12 protein-coding genes are annotated in these 13,702 nt (G+C 60.0%); 10 read left to right on the forward strand and 2 right to left on the reverse strand.

Annotation, left to right across the window (positions count from 1 at the left end):
- The first annotated feature begins 107 nt into the window (after positions 1-107).
- Positions 108-1,982 (forward strand): glutamine--fructose-6-phosphate transaminase (isomerizing), encoded by a 1,875-nt coding sequence (glmS, locus tag QP977_RS08855; protein ID WP_049190374.1) that lies wholly within the window; start codon positions 108-110, stop codon positions 1,980-1,982.
- Here glmS and QP977_RS08860 read toward each other — a convergent pair.
- Together QP977_RS08860 and QP977_RS08865 are read right to left on the reverse strand one after the other, a co-directional pair.
- The gene (locus QP977_RS08860) at positions 1,965-3,317 is read right to left on the reverse strand and encodes an HNH endonuclease signature motif containing protein (RefSeq protein WP_049169963.1); all 1,353 of its coding nucleotides are present in this window, start codon (positions 3,315-3,317) and stop codon (positions 1,965-1,967) included. The two genes, glmS and QP977_RS08860, sit on opposite strands and share 18 nt — an antisense overlap.
- Before the next feature lie 218 nt (positions 3,318-3,535).
- Entirely contained in the window at positions 3,536-4,639 is a 1,104-nt protein-coding gene (locus tag QP977_RS08865) for an esterase/lipase family protein (RefSeq protein ID WP_070827270.1), read from the reverse strand.
- 24 nt (positions 4,640-4,663) lie between these two features.
- On the opposite strand from QP977_RS08865, the gene QP977_RS08870 reads away from it, so the two are divergent.
- The 9 genes from QP977_RS08870 (at position 4,664) to groES (ending at position 13,699) form a co-directional block, all read left to right on the forward strand.
- Entirely contained in the window at positions 4,664-6,334 is a 1,671-nt protein-coding gene (locus QP977_RS08870) for an NAD(P)H-hydrate dehydratase (protein WP_049193256.1), read from the forward strand.
- Entirely contained in the window at positions 6,331-7,944 is a 1,614-nt protein-coding gene (gene alr / locus QP977_RS08875) for an alanine racemase (protein WP_070827271.1), read from the forward strand. The genes QP977_RS08870 and alr overlap by 4 nt, the downstream gene beginning before the upstream one ends.
- A 30-nt stretch (positions 7,945-7,974) precedes the next feature.
- Complete coding sequence (tsaB, locus tag QP977_RS08880) at positions 7,975-8,625, forward strand: tRNA (adenosine(37)-N6)-threonylcarbamoyltransferase complex dimerization subunit type 1 TsaB (RefSeq protein WP_016422110.1); 651 nt, start codon at positions 7,975-7,977, stop codon at positions 8,623-8,625.
- Positions 8,622-9,101, forward strand: coding sequence for a ribosomal protein S18-alanine N-acetyltransferase (gene rimI / locus QP977_RS08885; protein WP_187404339.1), 480 nt, complete (start codon positions 8,622-8,624; stop codon positions 9,099-9,101). Before tsaB ends, rimI begins: the two co-directional genes overlap by 4 nt.
- Before the next feature lie 38 nt (positions 9,102-9,139).
- Positions 9,140-10,876 (forward strand): pyruvate dehydrogenase, encoded by a 1,737-nt coding sequence (locus QP977_RS08890; RefSeq protein WP_016422112.1) that lies wholly within the window; start codon positions 9,140-9,142, stop codon positions 10,874-10,876.
- A 55-nt stretch (positions 10,877-10,931) separates the two neighbouring features.
- Entirely contained in the window at positions 10,932-11,360 is a 429-nt protein-coding gene (locus tag QP977_RS08895; protein WP_042388422.1) for a hypothetical protein, read from the forward strand.
- Positions 11,361-11,418: 58 nt separating this feature from the next.
- The gene (gene tsaD / locus QP977_RS08900) at positions 11,419-12,498 is read left to right on the forward strand and encodes a tRNA (adenosine(37)-N6)-threonylcarbamoyltransferase complex transferase subunit TsaD (protein WP_070595976.1); all 1,080 of its coding nucleotides are present in this window, start codon (positions 11,419-11,421) and stop codon (positions 12,496-12,498) included.
- A gap of 103 nt (positions 12,499-12,601) precedes the next feature.
- A complete protein-coding gene (locus QP977_RS08905; protein ID WP_070827274.1) occupies positions 12,602-13,243 on the forward strand; it encodes a hypothetical protein in 642 nt (213 codons plus the stop codon).
- A gap of 156 nt (positions 13,244-13,399) precedes the next feature.
- On the forward strand, positions 13,400-13,699 hold the full coding sequence (gene groES / locus QP977_RS08910; RefSeq protein WP_005510054.1) for a co-chaperone GroES: 300 nt from the start codon (positions 13,400-13,402) through the stop codon (positions 13,697-13,699).
- The last annotated feature ends 3 nt before the right edge of the window (positions 13,700-13,702 follow it).

A 13,702-nucleotide genomic window follows, 5' to 3' on the forward strand; every position in this document is an offset into this window, starting at 1 on the left:
AATAGCTTAACTATAAGGTGCATACCTTTGCTGAAAAAGTGCCAGGATGAGCGAGAATGTCTATTTCGTTATGACGGTTTTCCGCTTCGCGGGTTATTCTGTAGGGCATGTGTGGAATCGTTGGATATGTGGGCCATCAGCCCGCCCTGGATATTGCTGTCGATGCGCTACGACGCATGGAATACCGTGGCTATGACTCCGCGGGTGTTGCCATTGTCGACGATCAGGGGCATATCACTGTAGAGAAGAAGGCCGGTAAACTCGCCAACCTCGAGGCTGCCCTTGATGCGGATGGGCGCGACAAAATCACTGGAACCACCGGAATTGGGCACACCCGCTGGGCTACCCACGGTCGCCCAATTGATGAGAATGCCCACCCACACCAGTCCTATGACGGCAAGGTGGCTATCGTCCACAACGGCATTATCGAGAACTTTGCTCCGCTACGTCAGGAGCTGGAGGATGCCGGCATTGAGCTGAAGTCCGAAACCGACTCCGAGGTCGCCGCGCACATGCTCGCCCGTGCCCTGGACGGTTCCGACGGCGGATCTACCGCTGGTGATTTCGAGGCCTCTGCGCTGTCCGTGCTCAACCGCCTCGAGGGTGCTTTTACGCTGCTGTTTACTCATGCAGACCACCCGGACCGCATCATCGCTGCTCGTCGCTCCACTCCGCTGATTGTCGGTGTGGGCGAAAACGAAATGTTCCTCGGCTCCGATGTTGCGGCTTTCATCGCGCACACCCGCGAGGCCGTGGAGCTGGGGCAGGACAACGTCGTCATCATCACCGCAGATGACTACCGCATTCTGGATTTCGCCGGCAATGAGCAGCAGGGTCGACCATTCACCATCGACTGGGATCTCGCCGCAGCCGAAAAGGGTGGCTATGACTCCTTCATGATGAAGGAAATCCACGAGCAGGCTGCCGCCGTCCGCGATACGTTGGCCGGTCACCTCGTTGACGGCCGCATCGTTCTCGACGAGTCTCGCCTGAGTGACCAAGATCTGCGTGACATCGAGAAGGTCTTCGTCGTCGCCTGTGGTACCGCATACCACTCCGGTTTGTTGGCCAAGTACGCCATTGAGCACTGGGTTCGTATCCCGGTCGAGATTGAGGTCGCTTCCGAGTTCCGCTACCGCGATCCGGTGCTGGACCGCCAGACGCTGGTGGTCGCTATTTCGCAGTCGGGCGAGACTGCTGACACCCTTGAGGCCGTGCGACACGCAAAGAGCCAGGGCGCCCGCGTGCTGGCTGTCTGCAATACCAACGGTGCACAGATTCCGCGTGAGTCTGACGCCGTGCTCTATACGCACGCCGGCCCGGAGATTGGTGTTGCTGCAACCAAGTCGTTCCTGGCGCAGGTAGCCGCAAACTACCTGGTCGGATTGGCTCTTGCCCAGGCACGCGGCACTAAGTACCCGGATGAGGTCACTCGCGAGTTTGAAGAGCTGGAGACCATCCCGGCACTGATTGACAAGGTCGTCGCTAAGGGCGATGAGTTCATCGACATGGCCAAGGAAATCGGTGCTATTCCGACGATGCTCTTCCTCGGCCGACACGTTGGTTTCCCAGTCGCACTTGAGGGTGCGCTGAAGCTCAAGGAGCTTGCCTACATTCACGCAGAGGGGTTCCCGGCAGGCGAGCTCAAGCATGGCCCAATTGCACTCATCGAGGATGATCTTCCGGTCGTCGTCGTAGTGCCATCGCCGAAGGGGCGCGCCGTGCTGCACTCCAAGATTGTCTCCAACATCCAGGAAATTCGAGCCCGAGGTGCCAAGACCATCGTGATTGCCGAAGAAGGGGATCAGTCGGTGGTTCCTTTTGCGAACTACCTGATTGAGATCCCGGAGACCTCCACGCTGCTCCAGCCGCTGTTGTCTACGATTCCAATGCAGTTCCTGGCAGCTGAGATTGCTCGCCAGTGCGGTAACGAGGACATCGATAAGCCGCGCAACCTGGCTAAGTCAGTCACCGTCGAGTAGTTCGTCCTGCTTTCGTCGGTACTGCTCAATCTCCGCATCGAGTTCTTCATCCGTGAGGGACTCGATGCGTTTTGCTTCTTCCTCGGATAGGTCCCAGACCTCATCGGATACATGGCAAAATGACAACATCCAATCGAGGTTGCGTTTCTGAATCGTCTTCATCTTCCGTGTCACACGCTGATGAAAAGTTTGCTTGCCGACGTTCTTTAGCGGCCCAACCGGAACGCTAGTCGCGGTGTCCCCATTACGGGAAGTCCACACTTCTGTTCCGTCGGGGTATCTGTCGATATCCCAGCCCTCGTGCGTTTTTAGATTGTGGTGTCGGCGGCAGAGACAGTGCAGATTCTCAGTGTCAGTCGGCCCGCCCTGCTTGGGATTGTCGTGGTTGTACGGCTGAATATGGTCCAGGTCGCACTTGGCTGCCGGGACGTCGCAGCCGGGGAAGCGGCAGGTACCGTCACGCCCACGGACGCGAGCCACCTGGCTCTCGGTGGGGCGGTAACCATCCACCTTGCTGTCGGCGGAGATACGGATGTGAGTTGCGCGGGCAAGCCATTCTTCGGTGGCTACCTCGCTCAACCAGCCGACGCCATCAATCCATGCTGGCCCACCGCCGACCTCGCGGTAGACATTGATGACAATCTCGGCATTGGTCGATTTCTGTGCCAGCTGTAGTAGCGCTTCCGCCTGCGTGCACTGTTCACCACGATTGATTGCTGTGTTGCGAATCCCCTGAATCCTGGCCATGAGCTCGGTCGCGCGGTCGTTTTCAAGGATTGCTGTGACCTTTTTGTGCTTGCCATCGCCCGTGTCGGAGAGTGCGACCGCTTCGCCTTCTGGAACCCGTTGGGTGCCGTCGTTGCGGGCGCAGTCGTTGTACTCAGAAACCAAGTCGCCGATTAGACGAGACAGCGTGTAGACACCAACCATTGCTTGTCGAGGTCGCGTCGGAGTGAGCATTTCCAAAAGATGGGGCTCTACCGTGTCGAACTGATCTGGTGACAGCCCGGCAACGCCATTGGCGATGGCGCGGAGATGGGCTAACGAGAAACAGAAGGTGGATTCGATGAGAGCCCGGACTTTTGGTAGGCGTTCGAACATCAGCGCAATTTCGCACAGCGTAGAACACTTGCCGCGGCTAAGGCCGGTTCGAATGCTTATGCGGGCAAGATGGTGATTGACATCGACCTCCTCACCGGGAGCGCAGATATCGATCAGTTGAAGGTCTGCGGCGTTGATGGCACGGGCCGCGCTGCTAATCGGGTCGTCGGATTGCTGGTTGGCCCATGAGGGCTTTTGACCTGGTGCTGGAAGTTCTGTGGGCGGCGATGACATTGGTTATCCCCCTGATTACTACGTGTCCGCCGGAGAATTGAAGATTGAGTTCTGTGGTGGAGAGAAGCATGGAGAGGCTGTGTCAACCAGTCCCGCCAACCCCTGTGCACCGGACAAAGAACTTTCGCTTACAAATTTTCCCTACAACCCAAATCGTACACCTGTTTGAAAAACTGTCAATAGAATTCTGGAAATATGTTCTAAAATTCTGTGCTGAATTAGATCCGGCCCCTCCGTCCGAGCCTCCTCCGTCCGAGGCCCCTCGGCAGGGCGCCGTACAAAGGCAGGACTCGCTGCCGTACATGGCGCAGCGTTTGCTTGTTGGTCGAAGAGTCCTCGGTGCCACCCTCCTCGGCGCCACCCTCCTCGGCGCGATCCAGCTCGTCTAAGAACTCGTGGATGAGTTCTAAGGTATTGGGGGAGTAGAGCAGCGCGAGGTGATCAGACCAGTCGCCACCGCCGGTGGCGTTGTTGACGTTCGTAATGTGGTGACCCTCTTGTTCGGGCAAAAAGGCGCCGGTCCACGGGCGAACCACGGTGTCAAAAGGGGTGCCGATATTCAGGTAGTGCGGACCACGTCGGGTAATGCCACGCGCTGCGCGGTTCAGAGTCGCAATGTAGTCAGAGTCCAGCAGCTGTTGAATGCAGGCACGGCCGACAAGGCGGTCGACGAGCTTGTGCATCGGTAGGCCGCATCGCTCAAGGGCACTGAGCCTTCGGCGCATGCCCCACGCAGTAGTGCCGCGATGGTTTCCCGCAAGCGAGATCACTGCCCGCACGGGGCTGTTGTCGGAGGCGTACTGCTCGGCTTCTTCTTCGTTGAGGCCATGGTTGAGGGCGTCGTCGTAAAGCGAATCGATGCTCGCGTTGGCGTAACTGCGGCAGTGTAGACCGCCCTGGGAATGACCGATGAGGTCGATGCGGGGTAGGGAGAGTTGGGCTCGGAAGCGGTCGAGAAGGTCGGTGACTTCGGCGAGCGCATCGCTTAAATCGGTGGTGGCTTTGACGCTACGGAGACGGCTGACCAGCGTGGCGGGGTCGGAGCCGTAATCGAGTGAGAATACGGGGCGATTCCGGGCGAGGAACGGCCCCAACATGGCGAAGGAGTTGAACGAGTTCATCCAGGTGCCGTGAACCAGGACAATTGGTATGCGACCGTTGTATCTGTCCAGGTCGGGAGTGATTTTGCCGTCGAGGATTTCGCGAACGTCCTGCACGCCGTGGGGGATCCATTCGGGATGACGCAACGAGCGCAGGTATGCCTGGGGAAAGGCGCGCAGTAGAGGGCCGAAAACTCGCGTGCTCGGGGAGTAGTCATCCATAGGGGCTAATCGTAGGCTGGGTTTATGACGTACTGCTACACAGCTGCCGAAATTCGCGCCGCGGAACAGCCCTATCTGGACGCACAAACGCGTGACGACGAACTCATGCGCCACGCAGCCGCCGCTGTGTCGGAGGTGGCGGAGCGGATGCTCTCAGAGGCATCTCCGGAGCCTGGTCGCGGTCGCGTGCTGCTGTTGGTTGGATCGGGAGGCAATGGTGGCGATGCACTCTATGCTGGCCGAAACTTGTCCTCGGATGGGCATGGCGTGGATGCGGTTTTGCTGGGCTCGAAGCCACACGAGCGGGCACTGAAAGCTTTTGAACTCGCAGGTGGGCGGGTGCTGCCGTTGGGGTGTGACCGGGAGACGGATTTATCGAAGATTCTGTGGTCGATTAGTGAAGACTACGCACTGATCATCGACGGCATCGTGGGGCTCGGAGGTCACGGCGCGCTGCGTGAAGAGGCCGCGTGGTTGGTGCGCGAAGCGCGGTTGGGCAAAGTTCCCATTCTCGCGGTTGATGTGCCGAGCGGCGTAGAAACCGATACTGGGCGTACTTTTGACCCGCCTGCCCAGACCATCAATCCAGACCCTGATTTGGAGGAGAGACAGAACCCGTACTTGCCATCTCACGTGGAGGCCACGACAACGGTGACTTTCGGCGGTCTGCGCTACGCGCACTCGCTGTCCGAATCCTGTGGCACCGTCGAATTACACGAAATTGCGCTCGATGCCTTCTCCCTCGAACTTCCAGGACTGGGGCAGACGCTCTATGAAAACGGTACCTACAATGCCGTCCACCACCAGACTCCGACCGTGGAGTTCTACGAAGCCCTAGGCGGGAGCTTTCCGGCACCACTTGGCGCGATGACCCCGCTCGAACCCGGTGCAGCTGACCACAAGTACTCCACTGGAGTTACAGGAATCGCTGCCGGAAGCGAAGCGTATCCGGGCGCAGGTCAGCTGTGCGCCACCGCTGCCGTGCATGCGACCAGTCCCGCGGTCATCTATGTCGGCGACGCGGCCGCACGCAACCGCATCACCGCAGCCTTGCCGACGGTCATTGCGCAGCAGGACTCGGTGGATCGCAAAGAGGTACGCGTCGATGCCTGGGTCGTCGGTCCCGGTCGGGGCACTGATGAGAAAGCCGCCGAGGAACTGCGAGACATTCTGACCACTGACAAACCAGTGGTCATCGACGCTGACGCACTGACACTGCTGTCGAAGCATGAGGACATCCGACAGCTCGTTCGTGAGCGCGGCCAGGAGCGCAACCTGCGCACTGTTCTCACGCCGCACGCCGGTGAATTCGAGCGCCTGACCGGGCACGAGGTCACTAACCCCATCGCAGACGCCCGTGAACTTGCCGAGCAGTTCTCCTCCGAAGTGTTGCTCAAGGGACGCCGCACTGTGATGGTCAATCCGACAACGCAGCGCACAGTCGTGGTTGACGCGGGTAGCTCCTGGGCAGCCACGCCGGGCTCTGGCGATGTACTGTCCGGGCTCCTCGGCGCCTGGGTAGCGCGTGGCGAAGCCCTCTATCTACCAGCAATTATTCATGCGCGCGCCGCATTTTTGGCCGCGCAGACAGAGTTCGGACCAGCACCCTGCAGCGCCCAGGACATCGCCGAATCCATCCGAGATGCCACCGCATGGTTCACCAACGAAGGCAGCAGTGGCAAAATACGGCTATGACTTCCTCGGCACCAGCCATCCTGACCCATACCGTTAATCTCGACGCGATCACCCACAATGTGAAGACCGTCAAGGCCATCGCAGGGGTGTCGGAATTCATGGCCGTCGTCAAGGCGGACGGCTACTCGCAGGGTGCGCTGCAGACCGCGCGTGCCGCGCTGGCCGGCGGGGCAACGCAGCTCGGTGTCGCAACAATCGACGAGGCGCTCTCCCTCCGCGAGGAACTCCGCGCCACGCTTGACGACGGCCACACCATCCCCATCCTCGCCTGGATCTGGGACGCAGCAGCCACCTCGTTGGTGCAGCGCGCTGTGGCTGCAGATATTGACCTCGGTCTGCCGTCGATGGCTCATGCGCTGGCCGTGGCCAATGCCGGGCGGGCGCTGTCGGTGACACCACGTGTGACGGTGATGGTCGATACGGGTTTGGGCCGCTCGGGATTCTCTATGGCCAATGGGGACTTTGAGCATGCGGTCGCTCAGCTGGTTGAGCTGCACAAGACCGGTGCTCTGAATATCACCGGTGCTTTCACGCACTTTGCGTGCGCGGATGAGCCGGGCAACGAGAGCGTCGATAAGCAGGCGCAGAATTTCCGTGCTGCGATTGCGGCACTGCGTGAGGCGGGGCTGGACGAGCTGATTAACCATGCGGCGAATTCGCCGGCATCGTTGTCGCGTCCGGACCTGGCCTTCGACATGGTGCGCCCAGGGCTGGCGATTTATGGTGGCGAGCCAATTGTGGGTGCCACCCATGGATTGCGTCCGGCGATGCGGTGGGAGGCGTCGGTCATTTTGGTCAAGAAGCTGCCGGCGGGGCAGTCGGTGTCCTACGGGCAGACGTGGACAGCTGACCGCGATACCACCGTCGGCATCGTGCCCTGTGGCTATGCCGACGGCATGATGCGCTCGGCCTCCGGGCATTTCGAGGTGAGCATCAATGGCACGCGCTATCCGCAGGTAGGGCGCGTGTGTATGGATCAATTCGTCGTCGACCTGGGACCCGACACCGATGTCGAGGCCGGCGACACTGCGGTTATCGTTGGTGATCCCGCACTGGGGGAGCCCGGTCTCGATGACCTCGCGGAGGCATCCGGCACCATTAACTACGAAATCCTCACCGCACCGAAGGGGCGTAGCGAGCGAAAGTGGGTGCGCAGCCGGCTCGCGCCAACCGCAGAGGACATGCGTGACCTCGGCGAGGAGATTGGCCGGGAGTTGGCAGCTGGGGATCTGGTGATTCTCGATGGCCCACTCGGCGCGGGCAAAACGACCCTCACGCAGGGCATCGCCCGTGGCATGAACGTGCGCGGTCGCGTGACGTCGCCGACGTTCACAATCGCCCGCGAGCACCGTCCGCTTGCAACCGACGGCGTCACCCTCATCCACGTCGACGCCTATCGACTCTTTGGCGAAGAGGGCCCCGGCTCCGATGGCGAGGCCTTCGATGCGCTGGACTCGCTCGATTTGGATACCGACCTCGAGGACAGCGTCGTGGTCGCCGAGTGGGGAATGGGGCTCGCCGAGGTGCTCTCCGAGCGCTATCTACAGGTGAGTATCGATCGTTCGCGTGACGACGATGCCCGCGTCGTCACCTGGAAGTGGAGCAAGTAGCTCCAAGTCGGTTCAAGTAGGTTACTGAGTATGAACATTTTGGCCGTTGACACATCGACTCCACAGGTCACCGCGGGAATTGTCCGCGATGGTGAAACCGTGGCCGAAAAGCTGCACCTGGATGCCCGTGCGCACAACGAGGTGCTGGTGCCGCTGATTCAGCAGTGCCTCACTGACAGTGGGGTGGCGGCAACCGAGCTAGATGCCGTGGTTGTCGGCTGTGGGCCGGGGCCGTTTACGGGCTTGCGCGTTGGTATGGCCACCGCAGCCTCCTTCGCCGACGCTCTGGGAATTCCCTGCTACGGCATCTGCAGCCTGGATGCGCTCGCGGGTGGCGTTGGCGATGAACTGGTCGTCACCGATGCCCGCCGCCGCGAGGTGTACTTCGCCGCCTACCGCGATGGCCAGCGAGTTTTCGGCCCGGGAGTGGCCAAGCCAGCCGACGTCATGGAGCTGCTCAAGGAAGAACTTGCAGCAGAAGCCGCCGACTTCGCGCCGAGCCAGGCCCGCGGCAGCCTCAGCCACATCGAGCAAATTACCGGGCTTGAGGTTGCTGCCGAACAAGTCTTTCCCACTCCGACAGCCATGGTTGAAGCGGTCGACTTTGACTCCGCGCCGGGCCCACTGGTGCCGCTGTACTTGCGCCGTCCGGATGCCGTTGTCCCGAAGGCTATGAGATGAGCGTCGTCAAGCTAGTGCGTCTCGGACCTCCTGAGGCCAAGGCGTGTGCGGCGATTGAGGCGGAGCTGTTTGCCGGCGACGATCCCTGGCCGGAATCGGCCTTTATGGCAGAGCTGGCCGCGCCGAACAATTTCTACATCGGGCTGATCGCAGAGGCGGACGGGGACGAAGAACTGTGCGGCTATGCGGGGATTACCAAGCTGGGGCCTGCGGGGGCCGCCGAATACGAGATTCACACCATCGGGGTGGGGAAGAAGTGGCAGCGCCGGGGCTTTGGGACGCAGCTGATGGACGCGCTGATGGCAGCTGTGGCGGAGGATCCGGGCCCGGTGTTTTTGGAAGTTCGCACAGATAACGAACCCGCAATCGCCATGTATCGGCGCTATGGCTTCGAAAATATGGGGCTGCGAAAGAACTATTATCCGGGCTCTGGGGCGGATGCGTACACGATGTGTCGGCCTGAGTCGGCCAGCTAGATGTTGACGTATTGACTAATCTGCGTTAGACCGGGCACATGGCTAAAACCTTTGCAAAACAGCTCGTAGAAACCCTAGAGAAGCAGGGTGTCAAGCGAATCTTCGGACTCGTTGGAGATAGTTTGAACCCCATTGTCGACGCTGTGCGCGAGTCCTCCATTGAGTGGGTGCACGTTCGCAACGAAGAGGCTGCCGCCTTCGCCGCCGGCGCGGAGTCCCTGGTCACCGGCGAATTAGCAGTGTGTGCGGCCTCCTGTGGCCCGGGTAATACCCACCTCATTCAGGGCCTGTATGACTCCCACCGCAACGGCGCAAAGGTGCTGGCGCTGGCATCGCACATTCCTTCCCGCCAGATTGGCTCGAACTTCTTCCAGGAGACCCATCCGGAGTTCATCTTCAACGAGTGCTCCGGTTACTGCGAGATGGTCAACTCCGCTGAGCAGGGTGGCGTCGTTTTGCATCACGCTATCCAGTCGACCATGACTGGCCACGGTGTTTCCGTGCTGGTTCTGCCGGGCGACATTACAACGCATGAAGTGGAAAATGATGAGTTCGTCACCTCCACTATCAGCAGCGGTCGCCCAGTCGTATTCCCTGACGCCGGCCAGGCCGCCGCGCTTGCCGACGCAATCAACGAGGCTAAAACCGTCACGCTTTTCTGTGGCGCAGGTGTGAAGGACGCCCGCGAACAGGTGCTCAAGCTTGCGGAGAAGATTAAGTCGCCGGTGGGACATGCGCTGGGTGGCAAGATGTACATCCAGTACGACAACCCCTATGACGTCGGCATGTCCGGCCTGCTGGGCTACGGCGCCTGCCACGATGCCTCCAACGATGCTGATCTGTTGATTCTGCTCGGTACTGACTTCCCGTACAACGACTTCCTGCCGACCAAGAACGTCGCCCAGGTCGATATCGATGGTCGTGCCATCGGTCGTCGTACCACGGTGAAGTACCCAGTCGTCGGCGATGTGGCTGCCACGATTGAAACCATCCTGCCGCACCTGGATGAAAAGACTGACCGTTCCTTCCTGGACAAGCAGCTGCGGAACCACGAGCGCCTGCTCAGCCACGTCATCGAGGCATACACCCACGACGTTGAGAACATGCGACCGATTCACCCGGAGTATGTGGCCGACCTGATTGATAAGTACGCCGATGACGATGCCGTCTTCACCGTGGATACCGGCATGGGCAATGTCTGGGCTGCACGCTACGTCACGCCGAATGGCAAGCGAGAGCAGATTGGTTCTTTCCGTCACGGCACTATGGCCAATGCACTTTCGCAGGCCATTGGTGTGCAGGCTGCTGACCGGGACCGTCAGGTCATTACCTTCAACGGTGACGGTGGCCTGTCAATGCTGCTCGGTGAGCTCATCACCGTGAAGCAGGAGCAGCTGCCCATCAAGATGTTTGTGTTCAACAACTCCTCGCTCGGCATGGTCAAGCTGGAAATGCTGGTTCAGGGGCTGCCGGAGCACGAGACCGACCACGACGCAGTGGACTACGCCGGAGTCGCAGAGTCGTTGGGTATCAAGGCCATCCGAATTGAAGATCCGGCCGATGCGCCTCGCCTGATTCAAGAGGCGCTGGCATACGACGGTCCGGTGCTGGTGGATATGATCACCGACCCGAATGCCCTGTCCATCCCGGCAAACATCACCTGGGACATGCTGATGGGATTCTCCAAGGCCGCTACTCGCACCGTCTTCGGCGGCGGCGTTGGTCAGATGATCAACATGGCACGGTCGAACCTCCGCAACATCCCGCGGCCATAGTGGGGGTAGCGCTCTCGAGATGCGGGAGCGGGTGCGGTGCGGTACCTCTGTTTCCATGATTAAAGGTTTTCTGGTGAACCCTGACCTGACGCATCGCATCGTCGAATTTGAGTTGGAGGCCGCTGCTACATTCCTCGGCGGAGTTTCCTCCGACCGTGTTTCGGTGGCGTTTCAGGAAGACGGCGCCGATTACGCCGCTCTCTACAACCCGACGGCCAAGGCTGAGGGCGCTGAACCGAATCCGGTCGCGTCCCTCGGCCGCAATGAGGCTGCTACGGGCAACTCGGCTTTCTTTACCGACCCCACCACCGCAATTTGCGGAACGGTCGTATTTGTCGACGCCGAGGGCAAGGATATCGGCGACGAGGAAATCGAGCGTATTAAGCACGGTATGCGCGCCGTGCGCCACTACCGCGATGACTACCCAGAGGAATACGCTCTCTGGCGTGCCGCTGTGCGGAACCTCGGTCGCCTCGAAATTTAAACTCGGTCGCTGGTAAGCGACCCGGTGGTGCGCTAGTACCATGACTGCTATGACCGAGTTGACCCTGCTGGCAATCGAGAGTTCCTGCGATGAGACTGGCGCTGCAGTGATGCGTGTGCGCTACGACGACACCGACACCAGCACCCCCGCCATTCCCGAGGTGGAAGTGCTTGCCGACGTCGTCGCATCCTCCATGGAGCAGCACGCCCGCTTCGGTGGTGTGGTCCCGGAGATTGCTTCCCGCGCTCATTTGGAAGCCTTGCAGCCAGTAGTCTCCGAGGCGCGCGCGCAAGCAGCTGCCAAGCTCGGTATCGATACTTTTATCCCAGATGCCGTCGCCGCTACCGTGGGGCCCGGTCTCGCCGGTGCGCTGCTGGTCGGTTCGGCAGGCGCGAAGGCTTATGCCGCCGCCTGGGGTGTGCCTTTCTACGGCATTAATCACCTTGGTGGCCACGTTGCTGTCGGAGCTCTCGATGGCGCAGATCTATCCAACGCAGTGGCGCTGCTAGTTTCCGGCGGGCACACGCAGCTGCTGCGCGTACAGGGGGTTGGTCGTCCGATGGGGGAGCTCGGATCGACGCTTGACGACGCGGCCGGAGAGGCATACGACAAGGTTTCGAGGTTGCTCGGATTGGGTTACCCGGGCGGCCCGATTATCGATAAGTTGGCTAAGCAGGGTAACCGCAAGGCCATCGCGTTTCCTCGCGCCATGATGCGCCAGCAGGATGCGCGCCATGACTTCTCCTTCTCCGGCTTGAAAACCGCCGTGGCCCGCTATGTCGAGGCGGCGGAGAAGGAAGGTCGTGAATACTCCGTAGAGGACGTCTGTGCTTCCTTCCAGGAGGCGGTCTGCGATGTATTGACCAAGAAGGCCGTTCGCGCAGCTCAGGATGTGGGGGCCACTACGCTGCTGCTCGGTGGTGGTGTGGCTGCGAACTCGAGGTTGCGTGAACTCGCAGCGGCGCGAGCTACCTCGGCGGGAATTACGCTGCACGTGCCACCGATTAAGTTGTGCACCGACAACGGTGTCATGATTGGCGCAGCTGCCGCCTACCTCATTGCCGCGGGGGTCAAGCCCTCTGGCTACGCCTGCCCGACCGACCCATCGATGCCAGTGGAAGATCCTGTAATGCAATAAGCAGTGATTGCCCCTCGGATCCATGTTCAGTTTCGTTAACTGACTTTGACTTGTTTCTCTGCCATGGATCGCAGGACAATTACAGGAAAGCGCTTGCCCAAAAATGAGTAAAGACTACAGCGAGTGGGAACTTCAGCCATCCGATAATTCGCAAAATCAGACTGAGCTGTTTGCACCGCAGGGCGAACCGCAAACAACGCAAGCACCGCAAGTTGAACATCAGCGCGGTCGTGCTCGGGGCGTGTTATGGGCAGTCATCGCGTTGCTGCTTGTGGTGATTGTCGCTGTAGCGGCGGTGCTTTACCTAGTTGTGAGTGGTCGAGGTGAGCAATGGTTTGGTGCAGGTGCCAAGGATGAAGTAGCGCCGAAGCTCACTGTTACTGCGACTGCGACGGAGACCGTGAAGGTGAAGTCGCCGGAGAAAGTGGAGAAGGAAACTACGAGTAAGGCTACGCCCGATTATCCGATTAGTGGGGATTGCGAGGCGTCGGCGTTCCCGACTACGGAAGAAAACTTTACGATCGTCGCCTGTGACGGATGGTGGGCGCTGGGTGGGCGCGCAAACAGTGGTGGACTTGCGGTTTACCAATGGGACGAAGGTGCCTGGCAAAGGAGGGAGCCAGACAGTCGTTACACAACCGGTTCTGGTGGTCCCTGCTTTAGCGATGAGTACATCAAGGAACACGGAATGACGGTTACTGCGTTCGGTCGTATGGCGTGTAACCCCGACAAGCTGACCAATTAGCATTAGCGCTCACTATTGTTGAGTGTTAGCACTTGCAGGGGTAGAGTGCTAACGAAGGTTGTTTGACACACAGTTGTTCACCCGCGACGACGGCTGTGCACGGCAGACCAACCGGCACAAGAACATCACATCACCGCATGTATGGAGGAATTCATCGTGGCGAACGTCAACATCAAGCCGCTGGAGGACCGCGTCCTCGTCCAGATCAACGAAGCAGAGACCACCACGGCTTCTGGCCTGGTTATCCCGGACTCCGCTAAGGAGAAGCCGCAGGAGGCTACCGTTATCGCAGTTGGTCCGGGTCGTTGGGCCGATGACGATGACCGCATTCCTATGGACGTCAAGGAGGGTGACATCGTCATCTTCTCCAAGTACGGCGGCACTGAGCTGAAGTACCAGGGCGAAGAGTACCTGCTGCTGTCGCAGCGTGACATCCTGGCTGTTATCGAGAACTAAAGG

This window comes from Corynebacterium sp. MSK012, assembly GCF_030232435.1.
GTDB lineage: Bacteria > Actinomycetota > Actinomycetes > Mycobacteriales > Mycobacteriaceae > Corynebacterium > Corynebacterium jeikeium_D.